This is a genomic window from Streptomyces brevispora, assembly GCF_007829885.1.
Lineage (GTDB): Bacteria > Actinomycetota > Actinomycetes > Streptomycetales > Streptomycetaceae > Streptomyces > Streptomyces brevispora.
This window is the reverse complement of record NZ_VIWW01000001.1, coordinates 1529163-1555250: the sequence shown is the minus strand read 5'-3', so window position 1 is coordinate 1555250 and position 26088 is coordinate 1529163. Positions and strand designations below refer to the sequence as shown.

Sequence of the window (26088 nt, the reverse complement as noted above, 5' to 3'; positions counted from 1 at the left end):
CGGTCGCCCTTGCTAGGGGCCCACCCCGTCGCCGTACACTGACCGGGGGGATTGCTGGCACTCGTACGGACAGAGTGCCAGGAGAAGTCCCGGGAACGACCCGAGATCGACCGAGGTATACAGCTGGAGGTGTGCGCGATGCTCAGCGAACGCAGACTCGAAGTGCTGCGCGCCATCGTCCAGGACTATGTCGGCACCGAGGAGCCCGTCGGCTCCAAGGCGCTCACGGAGCGGCACAAGCTGGGGGTCTCCCCGGCCACCGTCCGCAACGACATGGCGGTGCTGGAGGACGAGGGCTTCATCGCCCAGCCCCACACCAGCGCGGGACGCATCCCGACGGACAAGGGCTACCGGCTCTTCGTCGACCGGCTCGCGGGCGTCAAGCCCCTGTCGTCGCCGGAGCGCCGCGCCATTCAGAATTTCCTCGACGGCGCGGTCGACCTCGACGATGTCGTGGGACGTACCGTACGGCTGCTCGCGCAGCTGACCCGGCAGGTCGCCGTCGTGCAGTACCCCTCGCTGACCCGCTCGACGGTGCGGCACGTGGAACTGCTCCTGCTGGCCCCCGCCCGGCTGATGCTCGTGCTGATCACGGACACCGGCCGGGTCGAACAGCGGCTGGTCGACTGCCAGACGCCGTTCGGTGAGACCCCTCTCGCCGATCTGCGGGCCCGGCTCAACAGCCGGGTGGTGGGACGCCGCTTCACGGACGTCCCGCAGCTGGTGCAGGACCTGCCGGAATCCTTCGAGAGCGAGGACCGGGCAACCGTGTCCACCGTGCTCTCGATCCTGCTCGAAACCCTCGTCGAGGAGACGGAGGAGCGGCTGATGATCGGCGGCACCTCCAACCTCACCCGCTTCGGACACGACTTCCCCGTGATGATCCGGCCTGTGCTGGAGGCATTGGAGGAGCATGTCGTGCTGCTGAAGCTGCTCGGCGAGGCCACGGACTCAGGCATGACCGTACGAATCGGGCACGAGAACGCCCATGAGGGCCTCAACTCCACGTCCGTCGTCGCAGTCGGCTACGGTTCGGGCGACGAGGCAGTCGCCAAACTCGGCGTGGTCGGACCGACCCGCATGGACTACCCCGGAACGATGGGAGCGGTACGCGCAGTGGCTCGTTACGTCGGACAGATCCTGGCGGAGTCGTAAGTGGCCACGGACTACTACGCCGTACTCGGCGTGCGCCGCGACGCTTCGCAGGACGAGATCAAGAAGGCCTTCCGGCGGCTCGCACGCGAGCTGCACCCGGATGTGAACCCCGATCCGAAGACCCAGGAGCGGTTCAAGGAGATCAACGCCGCTTACGAGGTGTTGTCGGACGCCCAGAAGAAGCAGGTCTACGACCTCGGCGGCGACCCGCTGTCCGCCTCCGGCGGAGGTGGCGCGGGCGGATTCGGACAGGGCGGCTTCGGCAACTTCTCCGACATCATGGACGCGTTCTTCGGTACGGCGTCGCAGCGCGGACCCCGTTCGCGCACCCGGCGCGGCCAGGACGCCATGATCCGGCTGGAGATCGACCTCTCCGAGGCGGCCTTCGGCACCACCAAGGACATCCAGGTCGACACGGCCGTCGTCTGTGCGACCTGCAACGGCGAGGGCGCCGCACCCGGCACCTCGGCCCAGACCTGTGACATGTGCCGCGGCCGCGGCGAGGTCTCCCAGGTCACCCGGTCGTTCCTCGGCCAGGTCATGACCTCACGGCCCTGCCCGCAGTGCCAGGGCTTCGGTACGGTCGTGCCGACCCCCTGCCCGGAGTGCGCGGGCGACGGCCGCATCCGCTCGCGGCGCACCCTCACGGTGAAGATCCCCGCAGGTGTCGACAACGGCACCCGCATCCAGCTCGCGGGCGAGGGCGAGGTCGGCCCGGGCGGCGGCCCGGCCGGCGATCTCTACGTCGAGATCCACGAGCTGCCGCACGCGGTGTTCCAGCGGCGCGGCGACGATCTGCACTGCACGGTCACCATCCCCATGACGGCGGCGGCCATCGGCACCAAGGTGCCGCTGGAGACGCTCGACGGCCTGGAGGAGGTGGACATCAGGCCGGGCACCCAGTCCGGCCAGTCCGTCCCGCTGCACGGGCGCGGCATCACCCATCTGCGGGGTGGCGGGCGGGGCGACCTGATCGTGCACGTCGAGGTGATGACCCCGACGAAGATGGACCCCGAACAGGAACGCCTCCTGCGGGAGCTGGCGAAACTGCGCGGTGAGGAGCGGCCCACCGGCCAGTTCCAGCCCGGGCAGCAGGGCCTGTTCTCGCGCCTGAAGGACGCGTTCAACGGCCGCTAGACACGGACGGCCCCACGCATCGGCACCGTACGGGCCCGGGTTTCCGGGCCCGTACGGCATTGCGGACATAACGCGGCCGCGGGGTGCGCATCACGGGACAGGAAGGACATGGCACGATGCGGTCATGCCAACCGCATTGACCGATCTCTGCCGGTATCCGATCGTGCAGGCCCCGATGGCCGGTGGAGTCTCCTGCCCGCAGCTCGCCGCCGCGGTGGCCGAGGCCGGCGGACTCGGCTTCCTGGCCGCCGGGTACAAGACCGCGGACGGCATGTACAACGAGATCAAGCAGGTCCGCGGACTGACCGGCCAGCCCTTCGGCGTCAACCTCTTCATGCCGCAGCCCAACCTCGCCGACCCGAGCGCCGTCGAGGTGTACCGGCACCAGCTCGCGGGCGAGGCCGTCTGGTACGAGACCCCGCTCGGCGAAACCGACTCCGGCGGCGACGACGGCTACGAGGCCAAGCTCGCCATCCTGCTGGAGGACCCGGTCCCGGTCCTCTCCTTCACCTTCGGCTGCCCGAGCCGCGACACCCTCGACGCGTTCGCCGAGGTGGGCACGTACACCGTCGTGACGGTCACCACGCCCGAGGAGGCCCAGGCCGCGCAGTGGGCGGGCGCCGACGCGGTCTGCGCCCAGGGCGTCGAGGCGGGCGGCCACCAGTCCACGCACCGCGACGACCCGCAGGCCGACGGCATGGGGACCGGACTGCTCAGCCTGGTGGCCCAGGTGTGCGAGACCGTGCAGATCCCGGTCATCGCCGCCGGCGGCCTGATGCGCGGCTCCCAGATCGCCGCGGTGCTCGCGGCGGGTGCCGGCGCCGCCCAGCTCGGCACCGCCTTCATGATCTGCCCGGAGTCCGGTGCCCATCTGCTGCACAAGCAGGCCCTGACCAACCCGCTGTTCGTCCGCACCACCCTGACCCGGGCGTTCTCCGGACGCCCGGCCCGCGGCCTGGTCAACCGCTTCGTACGCGAGCACGGACCGTACGCCCCCGCCGCCTACCCGCAGCTCCATCAGCTGACCACGCCGCTGCGCAAGGCGGCGGCCAAGGCCGGGGACGCGCAGGGCATGGCACTGTGGGCGGGCCAGGGGCACCGGATGGCACGCGAGCTGCCGGCCGGCCGGCTGGTCGGGCTGCTCGCCGAGGAACTGGACGCCGCACGTGCGGCACTGAGCGCAAGGAGCACGCAGTGACGGCACCCGTCTTCGTCGTCGATCAGATGCCCGATGGGCCCGGGTTCGTCCTGGAGGGGCCGGAGGGACGGCACGCCGTCTCGGTGAAACGCCTGCGCGCCGGTGAGGACGTCGTCCTGACGGACGGCCGGGGCCGCTGGACGCAGGGCGTCGTGACGGCAGCCGAGGGCAAGGACCGACTGGTGCTCACCCTGGAGTCCGTCCGCGAGGAGCCCCGGCCCGCCACCCGTATCACCGTCGTCCAGGCCCTGCCCAAGGGGGAGCGCGGCGAGCTCGCCGTCGAGACGATGACGGAGACCGGCGTCGACGCGATCGTGCCGTGGCAGGCCGGGCGCTGCATCACCCAGTGGAAGGGCGACCGGGGTCTCAAGGCCCTGGCGAAATGGCGCGGCACGGCCCGCGAGGCCGGCAAGCAGTCGCGCCGGGTGCGGTTCCCGGAGGTGGCGGACGCGATGACGACCAAACAGGTCGCCCCGTTTCTGGCCACGGCCGACTTCGCGGCCGTACTGCACGAGGACCGCGGGTACGACAGCGAGCCGCTGGCCACCGTCGCCCTGCCCCGGACGGGTGAGATCGTGCTGGTCGTCGGCCCGGAGGGCGGTGTCTCGCCCGATGAGCTGGCCGTGTTCACCGCCGCGGGTGCCCGCACCTGCCGGCTCGGACCGACCGTCCTGCGCACCTCGACGGCGGGTACGGCGGCAACGGCCCTGCTGCTGGGCCGCACCGGCCGCTGGTCATGAATTCCGCCGTTTCCCGGAATTCTGGCCGGTTCTGGCCGCAATCGGTCTACCGCACCGTCAGGAGCGGTGGGAAGCTGCCCGTATGGGGACATCAAGGGCATGGCGCAATCGAAGGTTCCGTCGTTTTCCAGCCGTGATCTGCCTCGCGGGCGCGGTCGTCGCCGGCCTGGCGGCCTGCGATCCGGTCGGCGGTCTGAACTCGGCGTCCATCGCCGTGACCACCGACCGGACCGGCACCCGCGCGCTGGAGCACGAAGGGGTGGACGTGCAGTGGCTGAGCTGTACGGCCCGGACCGGCGGGGGCGCGAGCGCCGCCGCCCGGGCCGGCTCGTCCACCGCCGTCACCAGCCGGGTCGCCGACGTCGACTGCAACGGCCGCACCAAGGACGGCCAGGACATCAGCCTCAACGGCATGGTCGACCGGGAGGTCGAAGGCCGGTGCGTCAGCGGTGACATGACCGCGAAGGCGGGCGGGAAGACCGTTTTCCGGGCCACGATGCTCGGCAACTGCGACGCCGCGCCGTCGCCATCCGTGCCGTCCCGGCCCCCGGCGGGCGGCAGCGGGGAAGGGGTCCGGCCGACGGCGACGGTCACCGTCACGGTGACCGCGTACCCCCAGGGCAAGTGAGCGCGCTGCCGGACGTACGGCGGACTCCGGCCAACTCCGCCTCTCCGTACCGGGCCGCGGCCTAGGGTGATCCATGTGACGCAGCCTTCCTACCTCCGGTATCCCCATGTCCAGGGCGACCTGATCGCCTTCACCGCCGAGGACGATGTCTGGCTGGCGCCGCTCGACGGCGGCCGAGCCTGGCGTGTCAGCGCAGACAACCGACCCGTCACCCAGCCGCGGATATCTCCCGACGGCTCCCTCGTCGCCTGGACGTCCACCCGGGACGGGGCGCCCGAGGCCCATCTGGCCCCCGTCGACGGTGGCCCCTCCGAGCGGCTGACCTACTGGGGCGACGCGCGGACCGCCGTGCACGGCTGGACCCCCGAGGGCGATGTGCTGGTCATCAGCACCCAGGGCCAGGTCTCACTGCGCCGGACCTGGGCCCGGGCCGTACCGGTCGACGGAGGCCCCGCGCGGACCCTGCCGTACGGACCGGTCGGATCCCTCGCGTACGGGCCCGGCGGACGGGTCCTGCTGCTCTCGGCGACCATGGGGCGCGAGGCCGCCAAGTGGAAGCGCTACCGGGGCGGCACGGCGGGCAAGCTCTGGATCGCCGAAGCAGAGACAACCGCCGCAGAGACGCCCGCCGCAGAGACGCCCGGCGCCGGGGCCCCGGTCGAGTTCGTACGGGTCCATCAGGAGCTCGACGGCAACATCGAGTGTCCGATGTGGGTGGGCGAGCGCATCGCCTTCCTCTCCGACCACGAAGGCGTCGGCGCGCTCTACTCCTCCCTCCCCGACGGCACCGGCCTGCGCCGGCACACCGGCATCGAGGGCTTCTACGCCCGGCACGCCACCACCGACGGCACCCGGGTCGTCTACGCCTCCGCCGGAGAGCTCTGGCTCCTCGACGGCCTGGAGGGCGACGAGCCGCGCCGCCTCGACATCCGGCTCGGCGGTCAGCGCGCCGACCTCCAGCCGCACCCCGTGCACGCCGGCAGCCACCTGAGCGCCGCGTCCCCGGACCGCACCGGCCGCGGCAGCGCGGTCGGGTCCCGGGGCGCCCTCCACTGGGTCACCCACCGCGAGGGCCCGGCCCGCGCCCTCGCCGTCGAACCCGGCGTACGGGCCAGGCTGCCCCGCACCTTCCAGGCCGACGGCGACCAGTACGTCGTCTGGGTCACCGACGCCGAGGGCGACGACGCGCTGGAGTGCGCACCCGCCACCGGCACCTCGCCCGGCGCCGTACCGCGCCGCCTCGCCGCGGGCCGGATCGGCCGGGTCCTCGACCTGGCCCCCGCCCCCGACGGCAGCCGGTTCGCCGTCGCCGCCCACGACGGGCGGGTGCTGATCGTCGAACGGGAGAGCGGCGAGGTCCACGAGGTGGACCGCAGCGAGCACGGCGACGCCTCCGGCCTCGTCTTCTCACCCGACTCCTCCTGGCTCGCCTGGTCGCACCCCGGCCCCGAGCCGCTGAGTCAGCTCAAGCTCGCCCACCTCGCCGACCTGGCGGTCTCCGAAGCAACCCCGTTGCGGTTCCGGGACTACGCACCCGCCTTCACCGCCGACGGAAAGCACCTGGCCTTCCTCTCCGAGCGGGCCTTCGACCCGGTCTACAACTCGCACGTCTTCGACCTGGCCTTCATCGGCGTCTGCCGGCCGCACCTGCTGACGCTCGCCGCGACCACCCCCTCACCGTTCGGGCCACAGCTCCACGGCCGCCCCACCGAGCGGGAGAAGAGCGGCGAGGGCGAGGACAACCCGACCGCGCTCCCCGTCACCCGCATCGATCTGGACGGCCTCGCCGACCGGATCGTGCCGCTGCCCGTCGAGGCCGCCAGCTACTCCTCGCTCCGGGCCGCGAAGGACGGGCTGCTCTGGCTGCGCCACCCGGTCACCGGAGTCCTCGGCACGAGCGCGGCCACGCCCGCCGCCCGCCGCCCCGAGACCGTGCTGGAGCGGTACGACCTGGAGAAGCTGCGCTGCGAGGAACTCGCCTCCGACATCGGCTGGTTCGCGGTCAGCGGCGACGGCAAGCGGCTGGTGCTGCACAGTCACGGCACGCTGCGCGTCGTACCGTCCGACAGCCGTGTACCGGGCGGATCCGACGACGACCACGACGGCGACGGCAGTATCACCGTCGACCTCTCCCGGATCCGCCGCACCCTGGACCCGGCCGCCGAATGGCGGCAGATGTACGACGAGGCCGGCCGCGTCATGCGGGACAACTTCTGGCGCCCCGACATGGGCGGCGTCGACTGGACCGGCGTCCTGGACCGCTACCGGCCGGTGCTGGAGCTCGTCGCCACCCATGACGACCTCATGGACCTGCTGTGGGAGGTGCAGGGCGAACTCGGCACCTCGCACGCCTATGTGACCCCGTCCGGCGGCTGGCGCGACGACTCGGCCCGGCAGGGGCTGCTCGGTGCCGACATCTCCCGTGCGGACGACGGGAGCTGGCGCATCGACCGCATCCTGCCGTCCGAGACCTCCGACCCCGCGGCCCGCGCGCCGCTCACCGCACCGGGCGTCGCCGTCCGTGCGGGAGACGCGATCCTGGCCGTCGACGGCCACCCCGTCGACCGCGTCACCGGCCCCGGACCGCTGCTCACCGGCTCGGCCGGCCACCCGGTCGAGCTGACCGTGTCACCGGCCGACGGCGGCGACCCGCGCCATGTCGTCGTCGTACCGATCGCGGACGAGGAGGCGCTGCGCTACCACGCGTGGGTCGCCGACCGGCGCCGTCACGTCCACGAGCACTCCGGCGGACGCCTCGGCTACGTCCACGTCCCCGACATGGCCGGCCCGGGCTGGGCCCAGATCCACCGCGATCTGCGCACCGAGGTCGCCCGCGAGGGGCTGGTGGTGGACGTACGGGAGAACCGCGGCGGCCACACCTCGCAGCTGATCGTGGAGAAGCTGGCCCGCCGCATCGTCGGCTGGGACCTGCCCCGCGGCATGCGGCCCCTCAGCTACCCGGCCGACGCGCCGCGCGGTCCGGTCGTCGCCGTGGCGGACGAGTTCTCCGGTTCGGACGGCGACATCGTGAACGCGGCGATCAAGGCGCTGGGCATCGGCCCGGTGGTCGGCACCCGCACCTGGGGCGGTGTGGTGGGCATCGACAGCCGGTACCGGCTGGTGGACGGCACACTGGTCACCCAGCCGAAGTACGCGTTCTGGCTGGAGGGGTACGGCTGGGGCGTCGAGAACCACGGCGTCGATCCGGACGTCGAGGTCGTCATGACGCCGCAGGACCGTGCGGCGGGCCGGGACCCGCAGCTGGACGAGGCGATCCGGATCGCCCTGGAGTCACTGACCCGGACCCCGGCGAAGACGGCACCGCCACTGCCGGAGTGACCCCCGCGGGGTCCGGGCCGCAACCCCGGCCCGGACCCCGCGCCGCGAACCCCGGTGAGGCCGGGAGCAGGCCAGGCTAGGCTGCCCCGTAACGGATCACCGAGACTGAGGAGCACCCCATGGCAGGAGAACCGCAGCCCGACTGCCTGTTCTGCAAGATCGTCTCGGGTGACATCCCGGCCACCATCATCCGGGAGACCGACACCACCGTCGCCTTCCGCGACATCAACCCCCAGGCCCCCACCCACGTGCTCGTCATCCCCCGCCGCCACCACCCGGACGCCGCGTCCCTCGCCGCCGCCGAACCGCAGATCCTCGCCGACATCCTGCGCGAGACCGCGAACGTCGCCGCCGACGAGAAGATCACCGACACCGGCTACCGGGTCGTCTTCAACACCGGCTCCGGGGCCGGGCAGACCGTCTTCCACGCACACGCGCACGTCCTGGGCGGCCGCGGCCTCCAGTGGCCGCCCGGCTAGACGCGGCAGCCGCACCCCGTGTCGTCACGTGAACTCGTCGTCCTGGGCACCGCAAGCCAGGTCCCGACCCGGCACCGCAACCACAACGGCTACCTGCTGCGCTGGGACGGCGAGGGCATCCTCTTCGACCCCGGCGAGGGCACCCAGCGCCAGATGCTGCGGGCCGGCGTCGCCGCGCACGACATCAACCGGATCTGCGTCACGCACTTCCACGGCGACCACTCCCTCGGCCTGGCCGGGGTGATCCAGCGGATCAACCTCGACCAGGTCCCGCACCCCGTCACCGCGCACTACCCGGCGAGCGGACAGCACTTCTTCGACCGGCTGCGGTACGCGACCGCCTACCGCGAGTCCGTCGAGCTGACCGAGACCCCGGTCGCCGCCGACGGACCGCTGGCCATCACGGACGCCTACACGCTCAGCGCCCACAGGCTCTCGCACCCCGTCGAGTCGTACGGCTACCGCCTCGTCGAACCCGACAGGCGCCGCATGCTGCCCGCCAGGCTCGCCGAACACTCCATCGCGGGACCCGACGTCGGCAGGATCCAACGCGAGGGCGCCATCGGCGATGTCACACTGGACGACGTCTCCGAGCCCAGGCGCGGCCAGCGGTTCGCGTTCATCATGGACACCAGGCTCTGCGACGGCGTGTACGCGCTCGCCGAGGGATGCGACATGCTGGTCATCGAGTCGACCTTCCTCGACGAGGACGAACGGCTGGCCACCGAGCACGGCCATCTGACCGCCGGACAGGCGGCCCGGGTGGCGCGGGAAGCGGGCGTACGGCATCTCGTGCTCACGCACTTCTCGCAGCGTTACCCGGACCCCGGGGACTTCGAGACCCAGGCCCGGGCCGCCGGGTTCGACGGCGAACTGACCGTCGCCCAGGACCTCATCCGGGTCCCGGTACCCACTCGTCACCAGTAACAGCACCACACGCGTTAGCGAGAAACTGTGCATCTCCCCAAAGCGGAACTCCACCTCCACATCGAAGGAACCCTCGAGCCCGAGCTGGCCTTCGCGCTCGCCGCGCGCAACGGCGTGCACCTCCCGTACGCGGACACCGAGGCGCTGCGCACCGCCTACCTCTTCGACGACCTGCAGACGTTCCTCGACCTGTACTACGCGCTGATGGCGGTGCTCAGGACCGAGGACGACTTCGCCGATCTCGCCGACGCCTACCTCACCCGCGCCGCCGCCCAGGGCGTGCGGCACGCCGAGATCTTCTTCGACCCGCAGGCGCACACCGCCCGGGGCGTCCCCATCGGCACGGTCGTCGAGGGACTCGGCCGGGCACTGGAGCGCAGCGAGGAGCGGCACGGCGTCTCCACCCAGCTGATCCTGTGCTTCCTGCGCGACCGGTCCGCCGAATCGGCCCTGGAGACGCTGGAGGCCGCGAAGCCGTATCTGCACCGGATCAGCGCCGTCGGCCTGGACTCCGCCGAGGTCGGCCACCCGCCCGCCAAGTTCAGCGAGGTGTACGCCGCGGCCGAGGCGCTCGGACTGCGCAAGGTCGCGCACGCGGGCGAGGAGGGGCCGCCCGAGTACATCCGGGAGGCGCTCGACGTACTCGGCGTGGAACGCATCGACCACGGGCTGCGCTGCATGGAGGACCCGGAGCTGGTGGAGCGGCTGGCCGCCGACCGGGTACCGCTCACGCTCTGCCCGCTGTCCAACGTACGGCTGCGGGCCATCGACACCCTGGAGGAGCACCCGCTGCGGGCCATGATGGACGCCGGGCTCCTCTGCACGGTGAACTCCGACGACCCCGCCTACTTCGGCGGGTACGTCGGGGACACCTTCCACGCCGTTCACGAGGCGCTCGGCCTGGACCGCGAACAACTGCGCACCCTGGCCCGCAACTCCTTCGAGGCGGCCTTCCTCGACCACGACGAGGAGCGCCGGGCGCGCTACCTGTCCGAGGTCGAGGCGTACGCGTTCGACTGACCGCTCCCGCCGGCCGGGCCGGCCGTCCGGAACGCACTCCTGACCAGGCGCCTGCGGCGCAGCAGGGGCAGGCTGATCTCCGTGACGGCCTGCTCGGGCGCGCCCAGCTTCGGCACCGCGCCCGGCACCGCGCCGGTGGTGACCGCGAGCAGGGCCGCCGGAGCGCCGCCCCTGCGGCGCACCGATCCCGGCACCAGCGGGCGGCCACCGGTGTGCAGGGCGACGGCCGTCACCGGGACCGCGACCAGCAGGGTCATGGAACCCAGGATCAGCCCCATCACCGGATAGCCGGACTCCTCGGACAGCACGCTGCCCAGCAGCGGCCCGCAGGCCACCCCGACGGACGAGGCCGAGCCGGCGAGGACCGCCCAGCGGCCGCGTACGTCCAGTGACGCGGCCAGTCCGATCAGATACGACAGGACCACCGGGTAGAAGGTGTTCCACATGATCTCGCCGGTCGCGAACGAGCCGAGGTCGCTCGCCGAGGAGCTGAGCGCGATGCTCGCCGCGATGATCACCGTGCCGAGACCGATCGGCACCGCACGCCCGAGCCGCGCGCCCAGCACCCCGGCGCCCATCACACCGAGCAGACCGGCGCCGAGCGCGGCGGCGAAGACCGCGCCGATGGTGACCTCGGAGAGCCCCACCTGGACCGCACCGATGCGGCTGCTGACACCCCACAGCGCGTTCTGCGCCATCGACCAGACGAGCATGCCGCCCGCCAGCACCAGCCCGGAGCGGCGGTGCGGCAGCCGCCCGGAGGCGGGGACCGAGGGGCCGGCGGGCGCCGAGCCGCCCAGCCGTGAGGTGGCGGGCCAGGCGAGGAGCGCGACCAGGGCGATCGAGGCGAACGGCAGCCGGTGCCCGCCGCCCAGATGGGGGACCGTCAGATAGAGGATGCCCGCGGTCGCGGAGACGCTCAGCAGCCCCAGGGACGAGGTCCGGTGCGGATCGCGCTGGGCCGCGATGCCCGCCGCGGCGACCGCGGTCGCCGTACCGGAGCCGAAGCCGCCGATCATCATGCCCATGACCACCAGCGGTACGGAACCGGCCAGTGCCGCGCAGCCGTAGCCCAGCGCGGCCAGGACCAGCCCGATCCGCGCGGGTCTTTGAGGCCCGTATGTCTCGACCCGGCCCGCCAGGCAGAACCCGGCGGACGCCGAACTCAGCAGCAGAGCGCTGCCGACCAGACCGGCCTGGGCCGCACTGAGGCCCAGATAGGCGGAGAGCCTTCCCACGATGGTGGGGAGCAGATAGGCGGCGAGGTAACCGGCGGTGAACACGGCAACCAGAGGCCACGCGGCGCGAGGGCGCGAGGACATGGGCGTTCCTGAAGACATGCCAGAGGAGGCGGAGAAGACAGCGAGGGGGTAAGGCGGAAACGCGGAAAATGAAGGAAATGCGGGGAAGTCGACGCACTCGCCGGAAACTGCCCCCAACGGTGCTCGCGGGCCAATTTGTATCAAGCGCCCCCGGCCAGCCGAAAGTCGGCTCGCTGTGATCTGGGTCACTTATGCGTTTGCTGTGTTTCCATTCGGGTAGCAGCGCATGTTTATGCAGGTCAGCTCCATGCGCACAGCCTCGGCGCGGACCTCCCGGACGGGGGCGTTAATCGGGCACACTGACCGCAACTGCCACGACCCGGGAGTGCAAGGTGAGCGCTGAGAATCCAGGCATCGACCCACTGGACGGGCTGCGCGCGCCGCAGGACCCGGACTGCGACGTCTTCCTCACCGGCACGGTCTTCCTCGACATCATCTTCACCGGCCTGGACAGCGCCCCCGTGCGCGGCACCGAGTCCTGGGCGCGCGGCATGGGCTCCAGCCCCGGCGGGGTCGCCAACATGGCCACCGCGCTGGCCCGGCTGGGCCTGCACACCTCCCTGGCCGCGGCCTTCGGCGACGACCACTACGGCGAGTACTGCTGGGACGCGCTGGAGCAGGGCGAGGGCATCGACCTCTCCATGTCGCACACCGTCCGCGGCTGGCACTCCCCGGTGACCGTCTCCATGGCGTACGAGGGCGAGCGGACGATGGTCTCGCACGGCCACGAGGCCCCGCCGCCCGCCTCCATGCCACCGGGACCGGCACAGCCCGGCCCGGCCTTCCCGCAGTGCCCGCCACGCGCCCGCGCCGCCGTCGCCTCGCTCGTCCCGGGCCGCAGCGAGCCGTGGGTGGCCCAGGCGGCCCGCCGCGGCGCCATGGTCTTCGCCGACGTCGGCTGGGACGAGACCGGCCGCTGGGACCTGGCCGGCCTGACCGACCTGGCGCACTGCCAGGCGTTCCTCCCCAACGCGGAGGAGGCCATGCGCTACACCCGCACCGACTGCCCCCGCGCCGCCGCACACGCTCTCGCCGAGCACGTACCGCTCGCCGTCGTCACACTCGGCGCGCAAGGCGCCTACGCGGTCGACGCGAGCACCGGGGCCGCCGCCGAGGTCCCCGCGATCGAGGTCGAGGCGCTCGACCCGACCGGTGCCGGTGACGTCTTCGTCGCGGGCTTCGTCACCGGCACCCTGGCCAACTGGCCGCTCGCCGACCGGCTCGCCTTCGCCGGACTCACCGCGGCCCTCTCGGTCCAGGAGTTCGGCGGCTCGCTGTCGGCCCCCGGCTGGGCGGAGGTCGCCGCCTGGTGGCAGCGGGTCCGCACCTGCGCCGACCAGGACCCGGCCGCGCTCCAGCGGTACGCGTTCCTCCAGGACCTGCTCCCCGCGGCCGCCCGCCCCTGGCCGCTGCGCCGGGCCGTCCCGACGATCGGCTTCCGCCCGTGACCGGGCCGGCTTCCTCCGCCCGCGAAAATATCTCGGCGTTGTCGGTGGGGAGTCGTACGCTTGGTACTCCAGAGGTTGTCGAGCAGCGAGAACCCTGCAACGGGAGGTATGTGCAGGCCCGAGGGCCGGCCCATGACTCAGACACCCACACAGCCGCAGGCGCGTGCCCACATCGACATCCCGGCCGCACACCCCATGGTGATGCTCCTGGGATCGGGCGACTCGCTGCTGCGCGTGATCGAAGCGGCGTTCCCGGCAGCCGACATCCACGTCCGGGGCAATGAGATAAGCGCGACGGGCAACACGGCGGAAATCGCCCTGATCCAGCGCCTGTTCGACGAGATGGTGCTGGTGCTCCGCACCGGTCAGCCGATGACGGAGGACGCTGTGGAACGTTCGATCGCGATGCTCAGGGCCAGTGGCAACGGCCAGGCGGACGGCACGGAGACCCCGGCCGAGGTACTCACCCAGAACATCCTCTCCAGCCGCGGCCGCACGATCCGCCCCAAGACGCTCAACCAGAAGCGGTACGTCGACGCGATCGACAAGCACACGATCGTCTTCGGTATCGGCCCCGCCGGTACCGGCAAGACCTACCTCGCCATGGCCAAGGCGGTCCAGGCCCTGCAGTCCAAGCAGGTCAGCCGGATCATCCTGACCCGCCCCGCGGTCGAGGCCGGCGAGCGGCTCGGCTTCCTGCCCGGCACGCTCTTCGACAAGATCGACCCGTACCTGCGCCCGCTCTACGACGCGCTGCACGACATGCTCGACCCGGACTCGATCCCGCGGCTGATGGCGGCGGGGACGATCGAGGTGGCGCCGCTGGCCTACATGAGGGGCCGTACCCTCAACGACGCCTTCATCATCCTCGACGAGGCGCAGAACACCAGCGCCGAGCAGATGAAGATGTTCCTGACCCGGCTCGGCTTCGACTCGAAGATCGTCGTCACCGGTGACGTCACCCAGGTGGACCTGCCGAACGGGACCAAGAGCGGTCTGCGACAGGTGCAGGACATTCTGGAGGGCATCGACGACGTCCACTTCTCCCGGCTCACGTCCCAGGATGTCGTCCGGCACAAGCTGGTCGGCCGTATCGTCGACGCGTACGAGAAGTACGACAACCAAGTCGAACAGGACGGTCCGGCCGGCAAGGGCCGGGGTCGCCACAACGGGAAGTAGTCGCAGCGCACCATGTCGATCGACGTCAACAACGAGTCCGGAACCGAGGTCGACGAGCAGGCGATCCTCGACATCGCCCGCTACGCACTCGCCCGGATGCGGATCCACCCGCTCTCCGAGCTCTCGGTGATCGTGGTGGACACCGACGCCATGGAACAGCTCCACATCCAGTGGATGGACCTGACGGGTCCGACGGACGTCATGTCCTTCCCGATGGACGAACTGCGTCCGCCGGCCAAGGACGACGAGGAGCCCCCGCAGGGGCTCCTCGGTGACATCGTGCTCTGCCCGGAGGTCGCGAAGAAGCAGGGCGAGGACGCCGACACGCAGCACTCCATGGACGAGGAGCTCCAGCTCCTCACCGTCCACGGGGTGCTGCACCTGCTCGGCTACGACCACGAGGAGCCGGACGAGAAGGCCGAGATGTTCGGCCTCCAGGCGGCGATCGTGGACGGCTGGCGCGGTGAGCGCGGTATGACCGGTCCGTCGCCCGCCCCCACCGTCTCGTGAGTCTTCCTCTCGTTCTCGGGGTCGTCCTGCTGGTCGTCGTCGGCTGGCTGGCGGCCTGCGCCGAGGCCGGTATCGCGCGTACGTCGAGCTTCCGGGCCGCCGAGGCGGTCCGCTCGGGCCGTCGCGGCAGCGACAAGCTGGAACAGGTCGCGGCCGATCCGACGCGCTATCTCAATGTCGCCCTGCTGGTGCGGGTCGCCTGCGAGATGTCGGCCGGGGTGCTGGTCACGTACGCCTGTCTGATGGAACTTCCCGAGACGTGGGAGGCGCTGGCCGTCTCCATGGGTGTGATGGTCCTCGTCTCCTATGTCGCCATCGGGGTCTCGCCGCGCACCATCGGCCGCCAGCACCCGCTGAACACGGCCACGGCGTCGGCGTACGTCCTGCTGCCGCTGGCCAGGATCATGGGACCGGTCCCGCAGCTGCTGATCCTCATCGGCAACGCGCTGACGCCGGGCAAGGGGTTTCGCAAGGGACCGTTCGCCAGTGAGGCCGAACTGCGGGCGATGGTCGACCTCGCCGAGCAGGAGTCGCTGATCGAGGACGAGGAGCGCCGCATGGTGCACTCCGTCTTCGAGCTCGGCGACACCCTCGTGCGCGAGGTGATGGTGCCGCGCACCGACCTCGTCTGCATCGAGCGCTACAAGACGATCCGGCAGGCGCTCACCCTCGCACTGCGCTCCGGCTTCTCGCGGATCCCGGTCACCGGGGAGAACGAGGACGACATCGTCGGGATCGTCTATCTGAAGGACCTGGTCCGCAAGACGCACATCAACCGGGAGTCGGAGGCCGATCTGGTCTCCACCGCGATGCGTCCCGCGGTGTTCGTGCCCGACACGAAGAACGCCGGTGATCTGCTGCGCGAGATGCAGCAGGACCGCAACCACGTCGCGGTCGTCATCGACGAGTACGGCGGTACGGCGGGCATCGTCACCATCGAGGACATCCTGGAGGAGATCGTCGGCGAGATCACCGACGAGTACGACCGCGAGCTCCCTCCGGTCCAGCAGTTGGAGAACGGCTGCTTCCGGGTCACCGCGCGCCTCGATATCGGGGACCTCGGCGATCTGTTCGGCCTCGACGAGTACGACGACGAGGACGTGGAGACGGTCGGCGGGCTGCTCGCGAAGGCGCTGGGACGGGTCCCGATCGCCGGCGCCTCCTCGGAGGTGGAACTCCCCGACGGGCGACGGCTGCGGCTGACCGCGGAGTCCCCGGCGGGCCGCCGGAACAAGATCGTCACGGTGCTGGTGGAGCCGCTGGCTCCGCACGAGGAGGCGGCGGCATGACTCCGAAGGAACTGAGGGCGTTCTGCCTGCGGTTCAACGCGAGCGCCGAGGAGTTCCCGTTCGGGCCGGAGGCGTCCGTCTTCAAGGTGCTCGGCAAGATGTTCGCGCTGAGCTCCCTGGACGCGCGGCCGCTGAAGGTGAACCTCAAGTGCGACCCCGACGAGGCGGTGCGGCTCCGGGAGGAGCACGAGGCCGTGGCGCCGGGGTGGCACATGAACAAGCGGCACTGGAACACGGTGACCGTCTCCGGGCTCCCGGACGCACGAGTGCGTGAGCTGATCGAGGACAGTTACGACCTGGTGGTGGCGGGGCTGCCGCGGGCGGAGCGGTTGCGGCTGGACCGGGGGTAGGAGCTGCCTCCCGGAGCTGCCTCCCGAGCCCCGCTCCTCATCGCCGGAGGCGCTCACTTCTGCCGCAGCCCCGCCGCCACCACTCCCGCGGCGACCGGTCTTCGGGGCGCAGGGCGTCGCCTCGGTGGCGGCCGGTGTGTAAGCCCCGAAGACCGGTGCACCGCGGCCGGGAGCAGGACTGGCAGGAGACCGCGGCCCGGGTCGTCGCCCAGTTCCGGGCCGCCTGCTCCGAATGCCCCGACGACGACGGCTTCCGGGCGATCGTGGCCGAGGCCAAGGAGCGCAGCCCCGAGTTCGCCGAGCTCTGGGAGCGGCGGGACGTCGCGCCCTGCGGCCAGATGCGCAAGGAGCTGACCCACTCGGCGGTGGGCACGCTGATCGTGGAGGCCACCCAGCTGCGCATCCCGGCCCGCCCGGACCTGGCGATCGTGCTGCACAACCCCTGGCCGGACAGCGGTACGGAGGAGAAGCTCCGCTGGCTGGCCTCGCCGGAGGGGCGGCGGGGCTCGATGCGTCAGGTCCGGGGGTGAGTGGGCCGGACGCCCGCGTGCCGTGCCCGTCCGCACGCTTCGTATGCTCGGCACATGACTGAGAGCACCGACCTCGGCGCCGAGGACCGCAAGATCGTCACGCTGGCGCGCAGCGCCCGCGCACGCAACGGTGTGCCGGAGGGCGCGGCCGTGCGGGACGAGACCGGACGTACGTATGTGGCGGGCACGGTGCAGCTGGAGTCGCTGCGGCTCAGCGCGCTCCGGACGGCCGTCGCCATGGCTGTCGCGAGCGGCGCCACCTCGCTGGAGGCGGCCGCCGTCGTGTCCGAGGCGCAGGCACCCTCGGACGAGGACCTTGCCGCGGTACGGGACCTGGGGGGAGCCGACACGCCCGTGCTGCTCGCCGGCCCGGACGGGGTGCTGCGGCTCAGCGTGACGGCGGGCTGACCTCCGCAGGAACGCCACATCGCGTGTGAGCGCGCCCCCTCCTACCCGGTCCTGTCGGCCGTTCCGCCTCGCCGGAGTTGTCCGGCGGGGCGGAACGCCGCGAAGGGTGAGGCGCGTGTCGGGGGTGGCGGTGAGCCAGGTGTCCAGCCGGCCGGCCCCGGCGCCACCGGCCGCGGCATTGCTCCAACCGGAGGGACTCGCACGGCCCAGAGCATCGGAGCGGGCCTTTCGCGCGCGCTCCCGGCTTTCCTCGGAGCGTGGAGAATCTCCTTGCAGCAGCGCACAGCGGTCTGAAGATCGACTGGACCCGGATGCCCACCTACAACACCATCATGTCTCTCGCAGCGGGTGTCGGACTGCTGCTCGTCGTCGCCCTCGGATACCAGATCCTCACCGGGAAGAGCGTGGTGCCCGACAGCTGGGCACTGGCCTTCGGGGTCCTGGGGCTGATCCTGTTCGCGACCGGACTGCACATGACCCTCACCTGGCCGCTGGCCGGACAGGGGTTCCCGTTCGACAACGTGATCTTCGGTGAGCCGTCGCTCGCCTTCGGGGTCCTGCTTCTGGCCGCTTCGCTCTACCTGTGGAAGCGCGGCGCCGCGCTCGAAGCTTCCGGCGACCGCCCGCGCACCGTCGCTGTCCTGTCGGGCCCCGTCTCCCTTCTGGTTTTCGGACTGGGTCTTGCCTGTCTCGCGATCGCCGCGGCGGGCTGGAAGTACACCCTGTTCGCGGCGCCGCCGGAGGAGCCCATCTCGGGCGAGTTCGCTGACCACCCGCTCCTGGAGGCCAGCTTCATGTCCATGCTCTACGTACTGGTGGGAGTGGGGGCGATTCTCTTCCCGTTGGTGCTGCGGCGCCGCGGAGGCGCCGTCGCGTGGGTCGTCGGAGTCTGCTGGACCCTTGGGGGGCTGGCGTTTCTGTTGTTCGGAGCCCTGAACTACTTCACCCACATCGGACTGATCGTCAACACGATGTGACGACGCAGCCCGCCCCCCCCGGGGCGTTCGCACACGACGCGCGAAACATGGATCTTGACAGCAACTGATGGCCCATCAGTCGGTGTGTTTCGATCCCATTGACTTCTTTTCGGCCGGAGTCATCAATGGCCCCCTGCCGGCGCGGAAGAGCCGCTGCGCCGCGATTCGCAGGAGGGGGCTCCATGAGTCCAGCCATTCGAAGATCCGACCACCCGGGAACGCGGCGCCGAAGCCGCCGCTGGGCTGCGGCGCTGGGTGTGGGGGCGCTCGTCGTCACCGGGGGAGGACTGCTCGCCGGGCCCGCCCAGGCCATGGCCGCGGCGTCCGTGGCGGTGGACTTCCCGACCCACTGCATCCCGCCCGCGATCGCCGGGATTCCGCCGATCGACGGGACGACGTCGGCACAGATCACCGTCGACAACGCGGCCCCCAAGGTCGGCGAAACGGTCACGGTGACGTACACCGTCGTCAAGGCGGCCGCGAGCAACCCGGTCGATCTGGCGCTGCCCGCCGACATCATGACGCCGACCGGCAAGGTCACCGTCGCCGGTGCGCAGTCCACCGACGTCACGGTGTCGGGCCCGAAGAAGAACGATCCAGTCCCCCCCAAGGGAGCGTTCCCGTCGTTCTCCATGACCGGAACGTTCACGGTCACCGCGCCCGGCAAGATCACCCTCTCGCCCAGCGACTACAACATCCACACCAGCTACATCATGGAGCTGGACACGCCCTGCACGGTCATCGATCCGCCCGCGCCCGTCTCCCAGACGATCATCGCGTCGGACGGCGGCGGCCAGGTCAACGAGCGTGCCATCCATCTCGGTTCGGCCTCCGGCGCGGCCGGTGACCAGGTCACCGTCACCGGGTCGAAGTTCACCGCGGGCGCGGCCGTCACCCTCGCCGGCCGGGCCGGGAACGCCCCGACCGGCGACACGGCGACGGTCACCGCGGACGGCTCGGGCGCCTTCAGCGGACAGCTGACCGTCAACGACCCGGCGACCACCGGCATCGTCGCCTACGAGGGCGCCGGCTGGGACGCCGCCAAGGGTGCGGGCCCCCAGACCTACACCGTCACCGGTGGTGGCGGCGAGACACCGGACGGGAGCCAGAAGCTGACCTCGTCCGTCAAGGCGGGCACGCTCTCCATGTCACAGGCCGGGGACTCCGTCGAACTGTCGGCGGTCGACTTCGGGAAGGGCGGCGCATCCACCGGCGCCCTGCGGACCGTGACGGTCAAGGACTTCCGCGGTGGCCCCGCGGGCTGGTCGCTGACCGGCAAGGTCACCGACTTCAAGGGTCCGGCCGGTGCGACGATCGGCGCCTCCGCGCTCGGCTGGAGCCCGGCCTGCGCGGCGAAGGCCGGCAGCCCGAGCACCTGCGCGGCGGGCTCCGAGGGCTCGGTCGGCAGCGCGGGGGCCACGCTGGCCTCCACGCCGAACGGTGCCTTCACCGGCGGTGAGTTCACCGTCGACGCACAGCTGTCCCTGGACGTGCCGGCGTACTCCGCCACCGGCGCGTACTCCGGCGTGCTCACGCTCACCCTGACGTGAGCCGGAACCGCTGACCGACCGGTGGGCCGGGCGCGCACCCGGCCGGCCCACCTCACCATCGCGTGCACCCTGGGGGCCTGCACCGTGCGCAAGCTGTCCGTACTCCTTCTGACCGGCGCCCTGCTCCTGCTCGGCGCCCCCGTGGCCGAAGCCGCCGACAACGGCAGCTGGTCGGTCTTCCCGGCCACCACCGCCACCGGCACCCGGCCGTACTTCTACCTCTCGGCCGACCCCGGAGCCACCCTCACCGACAAGGTCACCGTCAAGAACAAGACCGCCGAGCCGCTGACCTTCCGGCTGTACGCGGCCGACGCGTACAACACCGAACGCGACGGCGGATTCGCGGTCCGCGCCCAGAACGAGAAGCAGCGCTCCGTCGGCGCCTGGGCGAGGACCGACCGCGACCGGGTCACCGTGAAGCCGCACGGCTCGGTCACCGTGCCCGTCACGATCAAGGTCCCCGAGGGTGCCGAACCGGGCGATCACCCCGGCGCTCTCGTCGCCCTGGACGAGCGCATCGACCCCGCCGACGCGGGCGCCGTGGCCGTCGGCATCCAGAAGGCGGTCGGTGCCCGGATCTATCTGCGGGTCAACGGTCCGACGATGCCCGCGCTCTCCGTCGACGACGTCAAGGTCGAGCACACCCAGCCACTGGTCCCGGGCACCGGCACGTCCCGGGCCGTCATCTCGTACACGCTCCGCAACCGCGGCAACGTAACCCTCAGCCCCAAGGTCGCGCTCAAGGCCGAGGGGCTCTTCGGCCGCACCCTGCTCGCCCGCGACCTGAAGCGCATCCCGTCCGAGCTGCTGCCACGCCAGGAGGTCCGGCTCACCGAGGAGTGGAAGGGCGCGCCGCAGCTGGAGTGGGGCGAGATCAAGCTGACCGCCAGCGCCCGCGACACCCGCGAGTCCGCCGCCGCCGGGTACTTCGCGCTGCCCTGGCTGGTCGCCGGGGTGCTGCTGGTGATTCTTGCCGGGGGTGCGGGGGTGTGGATTCGGGCACGTCGGAGCCGTCACCGCACGGCCTGAGACGAGGGGCCCGGCGGCCCCGCCGGCCGCCTTGGTGCGGCAGTGCCGCCGGGATCGGGGACAATGGGCGCCATGAGCGCTCGACCTAACCCAGAAGCTGCTGCGCAGCAGGCTGAGAACACCGCCCCTCACCGGGCCGGTTTCGCCTGCTTCGTGGGCCGTCCCAACGCGGGCAAGTCCACCCTTACGAACGCTCTGGTCGGCCAGAAGGTGGCGATCACGTCCAACCGGCCACAGACCACCCGGCACACGGTCCGCGGCATCGTGCACCGGCCGGACGCGCAGCTGATCCTGGTCGACACCCCCGGCCTCCACAAGCCGCGCACCCTGCTGGGCGAGCGTCTCAACGACGTCGTACGCACCACCTGGGCCGAGGTCGACGTCATCGGTTTCTGCCTGCCCGCCGACCAGAAGCTCGGCCCCGGCGACAAGTACATCGTCAAGGAACTCGCGGGCATCAAGAAGACGCCCAAGATCGCGATCATCACCAAGTCCGACCTGGTCGAGTCCAAGCAGCTCGCCGAACAGCTGCTGGCCGTCTCCCGCCTCGGCGAGGAGCTCGGCTTCGAGTGGGCGGAGATCATCCCGGTCTCGGCCGTCAAGGACGACCAGGTCGGCCTGCTGGCCGACCTGATCGCCCCGCTGCTCCCCGAGAGCCCGCCGCTCTACCCGGAGGGCGACCTCACCGACGAACCCGAGATGGTCATGGTCGCGGAGCTGATCCGCGAGGCCGCACTCGAAGGCGTACGGGACGAGCTGCCGCACTCCATCGCGGTCGTCGTCGAGGAGATGCTGCCGCGCGAGGACCGTCCGGCGGACAAGCCGCTGCTCGACATCCACGCCAACGTCTACATCGAGCGGCCCAGCCAGAAGGGCATCATCATCGGCCCGAAGGGCAAGCGGCTCAAGGACGTCGGCACGAAGTCGCGCAAGCACATCGAGGCGCTGCTCGGTACGCCGGTCTTCCTGGACCTGCACGTGAAGGTCGCCAAGGACTGGCAGCGGGACCCCAAGCAGCTGCGCAAACTGGGGTTCTGAGAGTCCGTCGGGTGACCTTCGACTGGAAAGCGGACGCGGTCCGGTGCATGCGATTCCAAGGCGCCGGAAGGTCCTCGTAGCGGAGCTACGAGGGTATTTCGGCGACGCGGGAAGCGTGCCTGCCAGGGCGTGGCCGCCCGGTCAGAGGTCACCCGACAGGCTCTGAGCCCCGGCAGGTGCCGCGCCGGTCTCACGCGCCCTCCTTCAGGACGCGTGAGACCAGTGCGCGCTGGGCGTCGGTCAGCCGCGGGTCCGCGCAGTGCACGGTCCGGTCGCCGACCGTGATCCGGTAGCGGAAGCCGTCCGGAACACCGTCAGGCGGGGTGTCCCGGCCACCGGTGAGCGCAGATTCGGCCAGGGTCTCCCATTCGTGGGCGTCGGCCCGCCCGGAGGTGTCGATCTCGCGGTGGCGTGCGATGCCGGTGAAACCGCCGGTCCTGCTCACCTGGATCCGCATACGGTGTCCTTCCCCTACGGACGGGCTCTGTCGTGTGTCGTCTACGCGGCCGGTACGCCCACCTCCGACCAGGCCTTGAGGACCGCCTCCACCTCGTCGCCCGCGCCGAAGCGGCCGCGTGCCGCCGCGACGGTCAGCCGGGCGAAGTCCGCGAAGTCCGCGTCCACCGCCAGTTCACCACCTGTGAGCACATCGAACCAGAGCTGTCCGGCCCGCTCCCAGGAACTGCCGCCGAGCGCGGTCGCCAGCAGGTAGAACGCGCGGTTCGGGATGCCCGAGTTGAGGTGCACCCCGCCGTTGTCGTCGCGGGTGCGGATGTAGTCGTCCATGGACGCGGGCTGCGGGTCCTTGCCGAGCACATCGTCGTCGTACGCGGTGCCGGGCGCCTTCATCGAGCGCAGCGCCACCCCCTGGACCCGGGGCGCCAGCAGCCCCGCGCCGATCAGCCAGTCGGCCTGCTCGGCGGTCTGGCCCAGCGAGTACTGCTTGACCAGGGAGCCGAAGACGTCCGAGACCGACTCGTTGAGCGCGCCGGACTGGCCGTAGTAGCTCAGATTGGCCGTGTACTGGGTCAGGCCGTGCGCCAGCTCGTGGGCGATGACGTCGATGGCGACGGTGAAGTCCAGGAAGATCTCCCCGTCCCCGTCGCCGAACACCATCTGTTCGCCGTCGAAGAAGGCGTTGTTGTACTTCTTGTCGTAGTGCACGGAGCCGATCAGCGGCAGCCCGTTGCCGTCGATCGAACGTCGCCCATAGGCCTTGAGCAGCAGTTCGAAGGTGGCTCCGAAGCCCGCGTACGCGCGGTTGACGCTGGCGTCGCCCGTGGGGTCCTGGCCCTCGGCGCGGACCTTGGTGCCGGGCAGGGCGGTGCGGTGGCGGCAGTCGTAGAGGGTGCGGTCGGGCTTGCCGGAACGGTCGTCCTCGGGTGCGGGGGCGACGGGCGTCGGGACGGGGGTCATCACCTGGCGGCGGGTGCGCCGGGCGGCGTCCGACTCCAGGGTGCGGCGGGCCGGGCCCGCCAGGGCGGGGTCGTCGGACTGCGACAGCTTGTCGAGGACGTGGGGCGGCACGATGGTGCAGAAGACCGGGTGGAACCCGTGCTGCGTTGAAGGCTGCATGCACCCGACTGTGGCAGCGCGTGATCGTCATGTCACTGGTTGCCACCAGGATTGACGAAATAGAGTGATCGGTCACTGTTCACCCGTTACCGGCGCTCGGTCCCGCATACTGATACGGCACCGACGTCTCGGGTGCTGCTCGGCTAGGGTCTTCGCATCATGCGTTTCGGGCTGCTTCTTCTTAGCTGCCGCGGCGAGGGCCTGTAGTCGTAGGCCGACCCCCTCCCCGCGGAGTCTGGTGTTGCAGCGACACGGTCGGCCTCCCCCGAGCTCTTGAGGAGCAGGGGGACCCCTTTCCTTGCCGGACCCGAGGAGCCCCACGTCATGACCGCAGTGAATCCCGCGCAGACCGCCGCCGAGAACTCCGTCGGCCGCCCCACGCCGATCACCAACGCCACGGCACTGCAGAAGCCGTCCGGGATGCCGATCGGGAAGTACGGCCGGTACGAGGCCGTCGAGATCCCCGACCGCACCTGGCCGGACCAGCGGATCACGGTCGCACCCCGCTGGCTCTCCACGGACCTGCGCGACGGGAACCAGGCCCTGATCGACCCGATGTCGCCGGCCCGCAAGCGCGAGATGTTCGACCTGCTGGTGCGCATGGGCTACAAGGAGATCGAGGTCGGCTTCCCGTCCTCCGGCGAGACCGACTTCGCTTTCGTCCGCTCGATCATCGAAGAGGGCGCGATCCCCGAGGACGTGACGATCTCCGTCCTGACGCAGGCCCGCGAGGAGCTGATCGAGCGCACCGTCGAATCACTGGTCGGGGCCCACCGCGCCACCGTCCACCTGTACAACGCGACCGCCCCCACCTTCCGCCGTGTGGTCTTCCGCGGCTCCAAGGAGCAGGTCAAGCAGATCGCCGTGGACGGCACCCGGCTGGTCATGGAGTACGCCGAGAAGATCCTGGGCGAGGAGACGATCTTCGGCTACCAGTACAGCCCGGAGATCTTCACCGACACCGAGCTGGACTTCGCCCTGGAGGTCTGCGAGGCGGTATGTGACGTCTGGCAGCCCGAGGAGGGCCGCGAGATCATCCTCAACCTGCCCGCCACCGTGGAGCGTTCGACGCCGTCCACGCACGCCGACCGGTTCGAGTGGATGTCGCGCAACCTGTCGCGCCGCGAGTTCGTCTGCCTGTCCGTCCACCCGCACAACGACCGCGGCACCGCCGTCGCCGCCGCCGAACTGGCCCTGATGGCCGGCGCCGACCGGATCGAGGGCTGTCTGTTCGGCCAGGGCGAGCGCACCGGCAACGTCGACCTGGTGACGCTGGGCATGAACCTCTTCTCGCAGGGCGTCGACCCGCAGATCGACTTCTCGCAGATCGACGAGATCCGCCGCACCAGCGAGTACTGCAACCAGATGGAGGTCCACCCGCGCCACCCCTACGCGGGCGACCTGGTCTACACCGCCTTCTCCGGCTCCCACCAGGACGCCATCAAGAAGGGCTTCGACGCCATGGAGGCCGACGCGGCCGCCCAGGGCAAGACGGTGGACGACATCGAGTGGGCGGTGCCCTACCTGCCGATCGACCCGAAGGACGTCGGCCGCAGCTACGAGGCGGTCATCCGAGTCAACTCGCAGTCCGGCAAGGGCGGAATCGCGTACGTCCTGAAGAACGACCACAAGCTGGACCTGCCGCGCCGGATGCAGATCGAGTACTCCCGGATCATTCAGGCCAAGACCGACGCCGAGGGCGGCGAGGTCACGCCGGCGCAGATCTGGACGACGTTCCAGGACGAGTACCTGCCGAGCCCCGGGAGCGCCGCGGCTCAGTGGGGTCGCGTGCAGATCCGCTCCGGCCAGACCGTCACCGGAACCGACGGCCAGGACACGATCACCGTCGAGGCGACCGTGGACGGCACGGACACCGTGCTCACCGGCACCGGCAACGGTCCCATCTCGGCGTTCTTCGAAGCGCTGCAGGCCATCGGCATCGACGCCAGGCTGCTGGACTACACCGAGCACACGATGAGCGAGGGTGCGAGCGCCCAGGCCGCCTCGTACATCGAGTGCGCCATCGACGGAAAGGTCCTGTGGGGCATCGGCATCGACGCCAACACCACGCGGGCCTCGCTGAAGGCGGTCGTCTCGGCCGTCAACCGCGCCACCCGCTGATCCCGTGCCCGAAAGGGCATGAAGCAGGACGGTCCGTGACCCCGCCCACCCGCACCCGGGGGGCGGGGTTCGGCCATCTCCGGACGGTTGTGACGGGTGAGGTGCTGACGCCGGATCGAGGATGTGGTTAACATCACGT

Annotated in this window: 24 protein-coding genes; 21 read left to right on the top strand and 3 right to left on the bottom strand. The window is 71.1% G+C overall.

From position 1 onward, the window contains the following. The first annotated feature begins 138 nt into the window (after positions 1–138). The 9 genes from hrcA to FHX80_RS07250 all read left to right on the top strand — a co-directional run bounded on the left by hrcA (position 139) and on the right by FHX80_RS07250 (position 10623). Positions 139–1155, top strand: coding sequence for a heat-inducible transcriptional repressor HrcA (gene hrcA, locus FHX80_RS07290; RefSeq protein ID WP_145763448.1), 1017 nt, complete (start codon positions 139–141; stop codon positions 1153–1155). Further along, on the top strand, positions 1156–2292 hold the full coding sequence (gene dnaJ, locus FHX80_RS07285; protein WP_145763447.1) for a molecular chaperone DnaJ: 1137 nt from the start codon (positions 1156–1158) through the stop codon (positions 2290–2292). Positions 2293–2416: 124 nt separating this feature from the next. After that, positions 2417–3490: a nitronate monooxygenase gene (locus FHX80_RS07280; RefSeq protein WP_145763446.1), complete on the top strand. Its 1074-nt coding sequence runs from the start codon at positions 2417–2419 to the stop codon at positions 3488–3490. Further along, complete coding sequence (locus FHX80_RS07275) at positions 3487–4230, top strand: 16S rRNA (uracil(1498)-N(3))-methyltransferase (RefSeq protein WP_145763445.1); 744 nt, start codon at positions 3487–3489, stop codon at positions 4228–4230. The genes FHX80_RS07280 and FHX80_RS07275 overlap by 4 nt, the downstream gene beginning before the upstream one ends. A gap of 133 nt (positions 4231–4363) precedes the next feature. After that, the gene (locus FHX80_RS07270; protein ID WP_145763444.1) at positions 4364–4858 is read left to right on the top strand and encodes a hypothetical protein; all 495 of its coding nucleotides are present in this window, start codon (positions 4364–4366) and stop codon (positions 4856–4858) included. A gap of 75 nt (positions 4859–4933) precedes the next feature. Beyond that, positions 4934–8197: a S41 family peptidase gene (locus tag FHX80_RS07265; protein ID WP_208764597.1), complete on the top strand. Its 3264-nt coding sequence runs from the start codon at positions 4934–4936 to the stop codon at positions 8195–8197. Between the two features lie 119 nt (positions 8198–8316). Continuing rightward, positions 8317–8676, top strand: a complete 360-nt coding sequence (locus FHX80_RS07260; RefSeq protein WP_145763443.1) for a histidine triad nucleotide-binding protein — start codon at positions 8317–8319, stop codon at positions 8674–8676. An 18-nt stretch (positions 8677–8694) separates the two neighbouring features. Next, complete coding sequence (locus FHX80_RS07255) at positions 8695–9603, top strand: ribonuclease Z (RefSeq protein ID WP_145763442.1); 909 nt, start codon at positions 8695–8697, stop codon at positions 9601–9603. Positions 9604–9630: 27 nt separating this feature from the next. Then, positions 9631–10623 (top strand): adenosine deaminase, encoded by a 993-nt coding sequence (locus tag FHX80_RS07250; protein WP_145763441.1) that lies wholly within the window; start codon positions 9631–9633, stop codon positions 10621–10623. On the opposite strand, the gene FHX80_RS07245 is transcribed toward FHX80_RS07250, so the two are convergent. Beyond that, a complete protein-coding gene (locus FHX80_RS07245) occupies positions 10587–11945 on the bottom strand; it encodes an MFS transporter (protein ID WP_145763440.1) in 1359 nt (452 codons plus the stop codon). The two genes, FHX80_RS07250 and FHX80_RS07245, sit on opposite strands and share 37 nt — an antisense overlap. A 332-nt stretch (positions 11946–12277) precedes the next feature. On the opposite strand from FHX80_RS07245, the gene FHX80_RS07240 reads away from it, so the two are divergent. The 11 genes from FHX80_RS07240 to era all read left to right on the top strand — a co-directional run bounded on the left by FHX80_RS07240 (position 12278) and on the right by era (position 22253). Then, on the top strand, positions 12278–13393 hold the full coding sequence (locus FHX80_RS07240; protein WP_145763439.1) for a carbohydrate kinase family protein: 1116 nt from the start codon (positions 12278–12280) through the stop codon (positions 13391–13393). Between the two features lie 132 nt (positions 13394–13525). Further along, entirely contained in the window at positions 13526–14572 is a 1047-nt protein-coding gene (locus FHX80_RS07235) for a PhoH family protein (RefSeq protein ID WP_145763438.1), read from the top strand. A 12-nt stretch (positions 14573–14584) separates the two neighbouring features. Continuing rightward, entirely contained in the window at positions 14585–15082 is a 498-nt protein-coding gene (gene ybeY / locus FHX80_RS07230) for an rRNA maturation RNase YbeY (protein ID WP_145763437.1), read from the top strand. After that, positions 15079–16371, top strand: a complete 1293-nt coding sequence (locus FHX80_RS07225; protein WP_145763436.1) for a hemolysin family protein — start codon at positions 15079–15081, stop codon at positions 16369–16371. The genes ybeY and FHX80_RS07225 overlap by 4 nt, the downstream gene beginning before the upstream one ends. Continuing rightward, on the top strand, positions 16368–16721 hold the full coding sequence (locus FHX80_RS07220) for an MmcQ/YjbR family DNA-binding protein (RefSeq protein WP_145763435.1): 354 nt from the start codon (positions 16368–16370) through the stop codon (positions 16719–16721). The genes FHX80_RS07225 and FHX80_RS07220 overlap by 4 nt, the downstream gene beginning before the upstream one ends. Positions 16722–16855: 134 nt before the next feature. Further along, the gene (locus FHX80_RS07215) at positions 16856–17251 is read left to right on the top strand and encodes an MmyB family transcriptional regulator (protein ID WP_425281676.1); all 396 of its coding nucleotides are present in this window, start codon (positions 16856–16858) and stop codon (positions 17249–17251) included. A gap of 54 nt (positions 17252–17305) precedes the next feature. Then, on the top strand, positions 17306–17659 hold the full coding sequence (locus FHX80_RS07210; RefSeq protein WP_145763434.1) for a cytidine/deoxycytidylate deaminase family protein: 354 nt from the start codon (positions 17306–17308) through the stop codon (positions 17657–17659). A 311-nt stretch (positions 17660–17970) separates the two neighbouring features. Further along, on the top strand, positions 17971–18636 hold the full coding sequence (locus tag FHX80_RS07205) for a DUF981 family protein (RefSeq protein ID WP_145767127.1): 666 nt from the start codon (positions 17971–17973) through the stop codon (positions 18634–18636). A 182-nt stretch (positions 18637–18818) separates the two neighbouring features. Then, positions 18819–20186 (top strand): WxL domain-containing protein, encoded by a 1368-nt coding sequence (locus tag FHX80_RS07200; RefSeq protein ID WP_208764596.1) that lies wholly within the window; start codon positions 18819–18821, stop codon positions 20184–20186. A gap of 84 nt (positions 20187–20270) precedes the next feature. Further along, positions 20271–21215, top strand: coding sequence for a WxL protein peptidoglycan domain-containing protein (locus FHX80_RS07195; RefSeq protein ID WP_145763433.1), 945 nt, complete (start codon positions 20271–20273; stop codon positions 21213–21215). A gap of 63 nt (positions 21216–21278) precedes the next feature. Then, the gene (era, locus tag FHX80_RS07190) at positions 21279–22253 is read left to right on the top strand and encodes a GTPase Era (RefSeq protein ID WP_208764595.1); all 975 of its coding nucleotides are present in this window, start codon (positions 21279–21281) and stop codon (positions 22251–22253) included. A 190-nt stretch (positions 22254–22443) separates the two neighbouring features. On the opposite strand, the gene FHX80_RS07185 is transcribed toward era, so the two are convergent. Next, positions 22444–22710 carry a protealysin inhibitor emfourin gene (locus FHX80_RS07185; RefSeq protein ID WP_145763431.1) on the bottom strand — a complete coding sequence of 89 codons (267 nt, stop codon included), beginning with the start codon at positions 22708–22710 and terminating at the stop codon, positions 22444–22446. A gap of 41 nt (positions 22711–22751) precedes the next feature. Next, positions 22752–23828 (bottom strand): M4 family metallopeptidase, encoded by a 1077-nt coding sequence (locus tag FHX80_RS07180; RefSeq protein ID WP_145763430.1) that lies wholly within the window; start codon positions 23826–23828, stop codon positions 22752–22754. Between the two features lie 324 nt (positions 23829–24152). Between FHX80_RS07180 and leuA the strand changes: the two genes are divergently transcribed. Continuing rightward, positions 24153–25949 carry a 2-isopropylmalate synthase gene (gene leuA, locus FHX80_RS07175; protein ID WP_145763429.1) on the top strand — a complete coding sequence of 599 codons (1797 nt, stop codon included), beginning with the start codon at positions 24153–24155 and terminating at the stop codon, positions 25947–25949. Positions 25950–26088 lie beyond the last annotated feature (139 nt).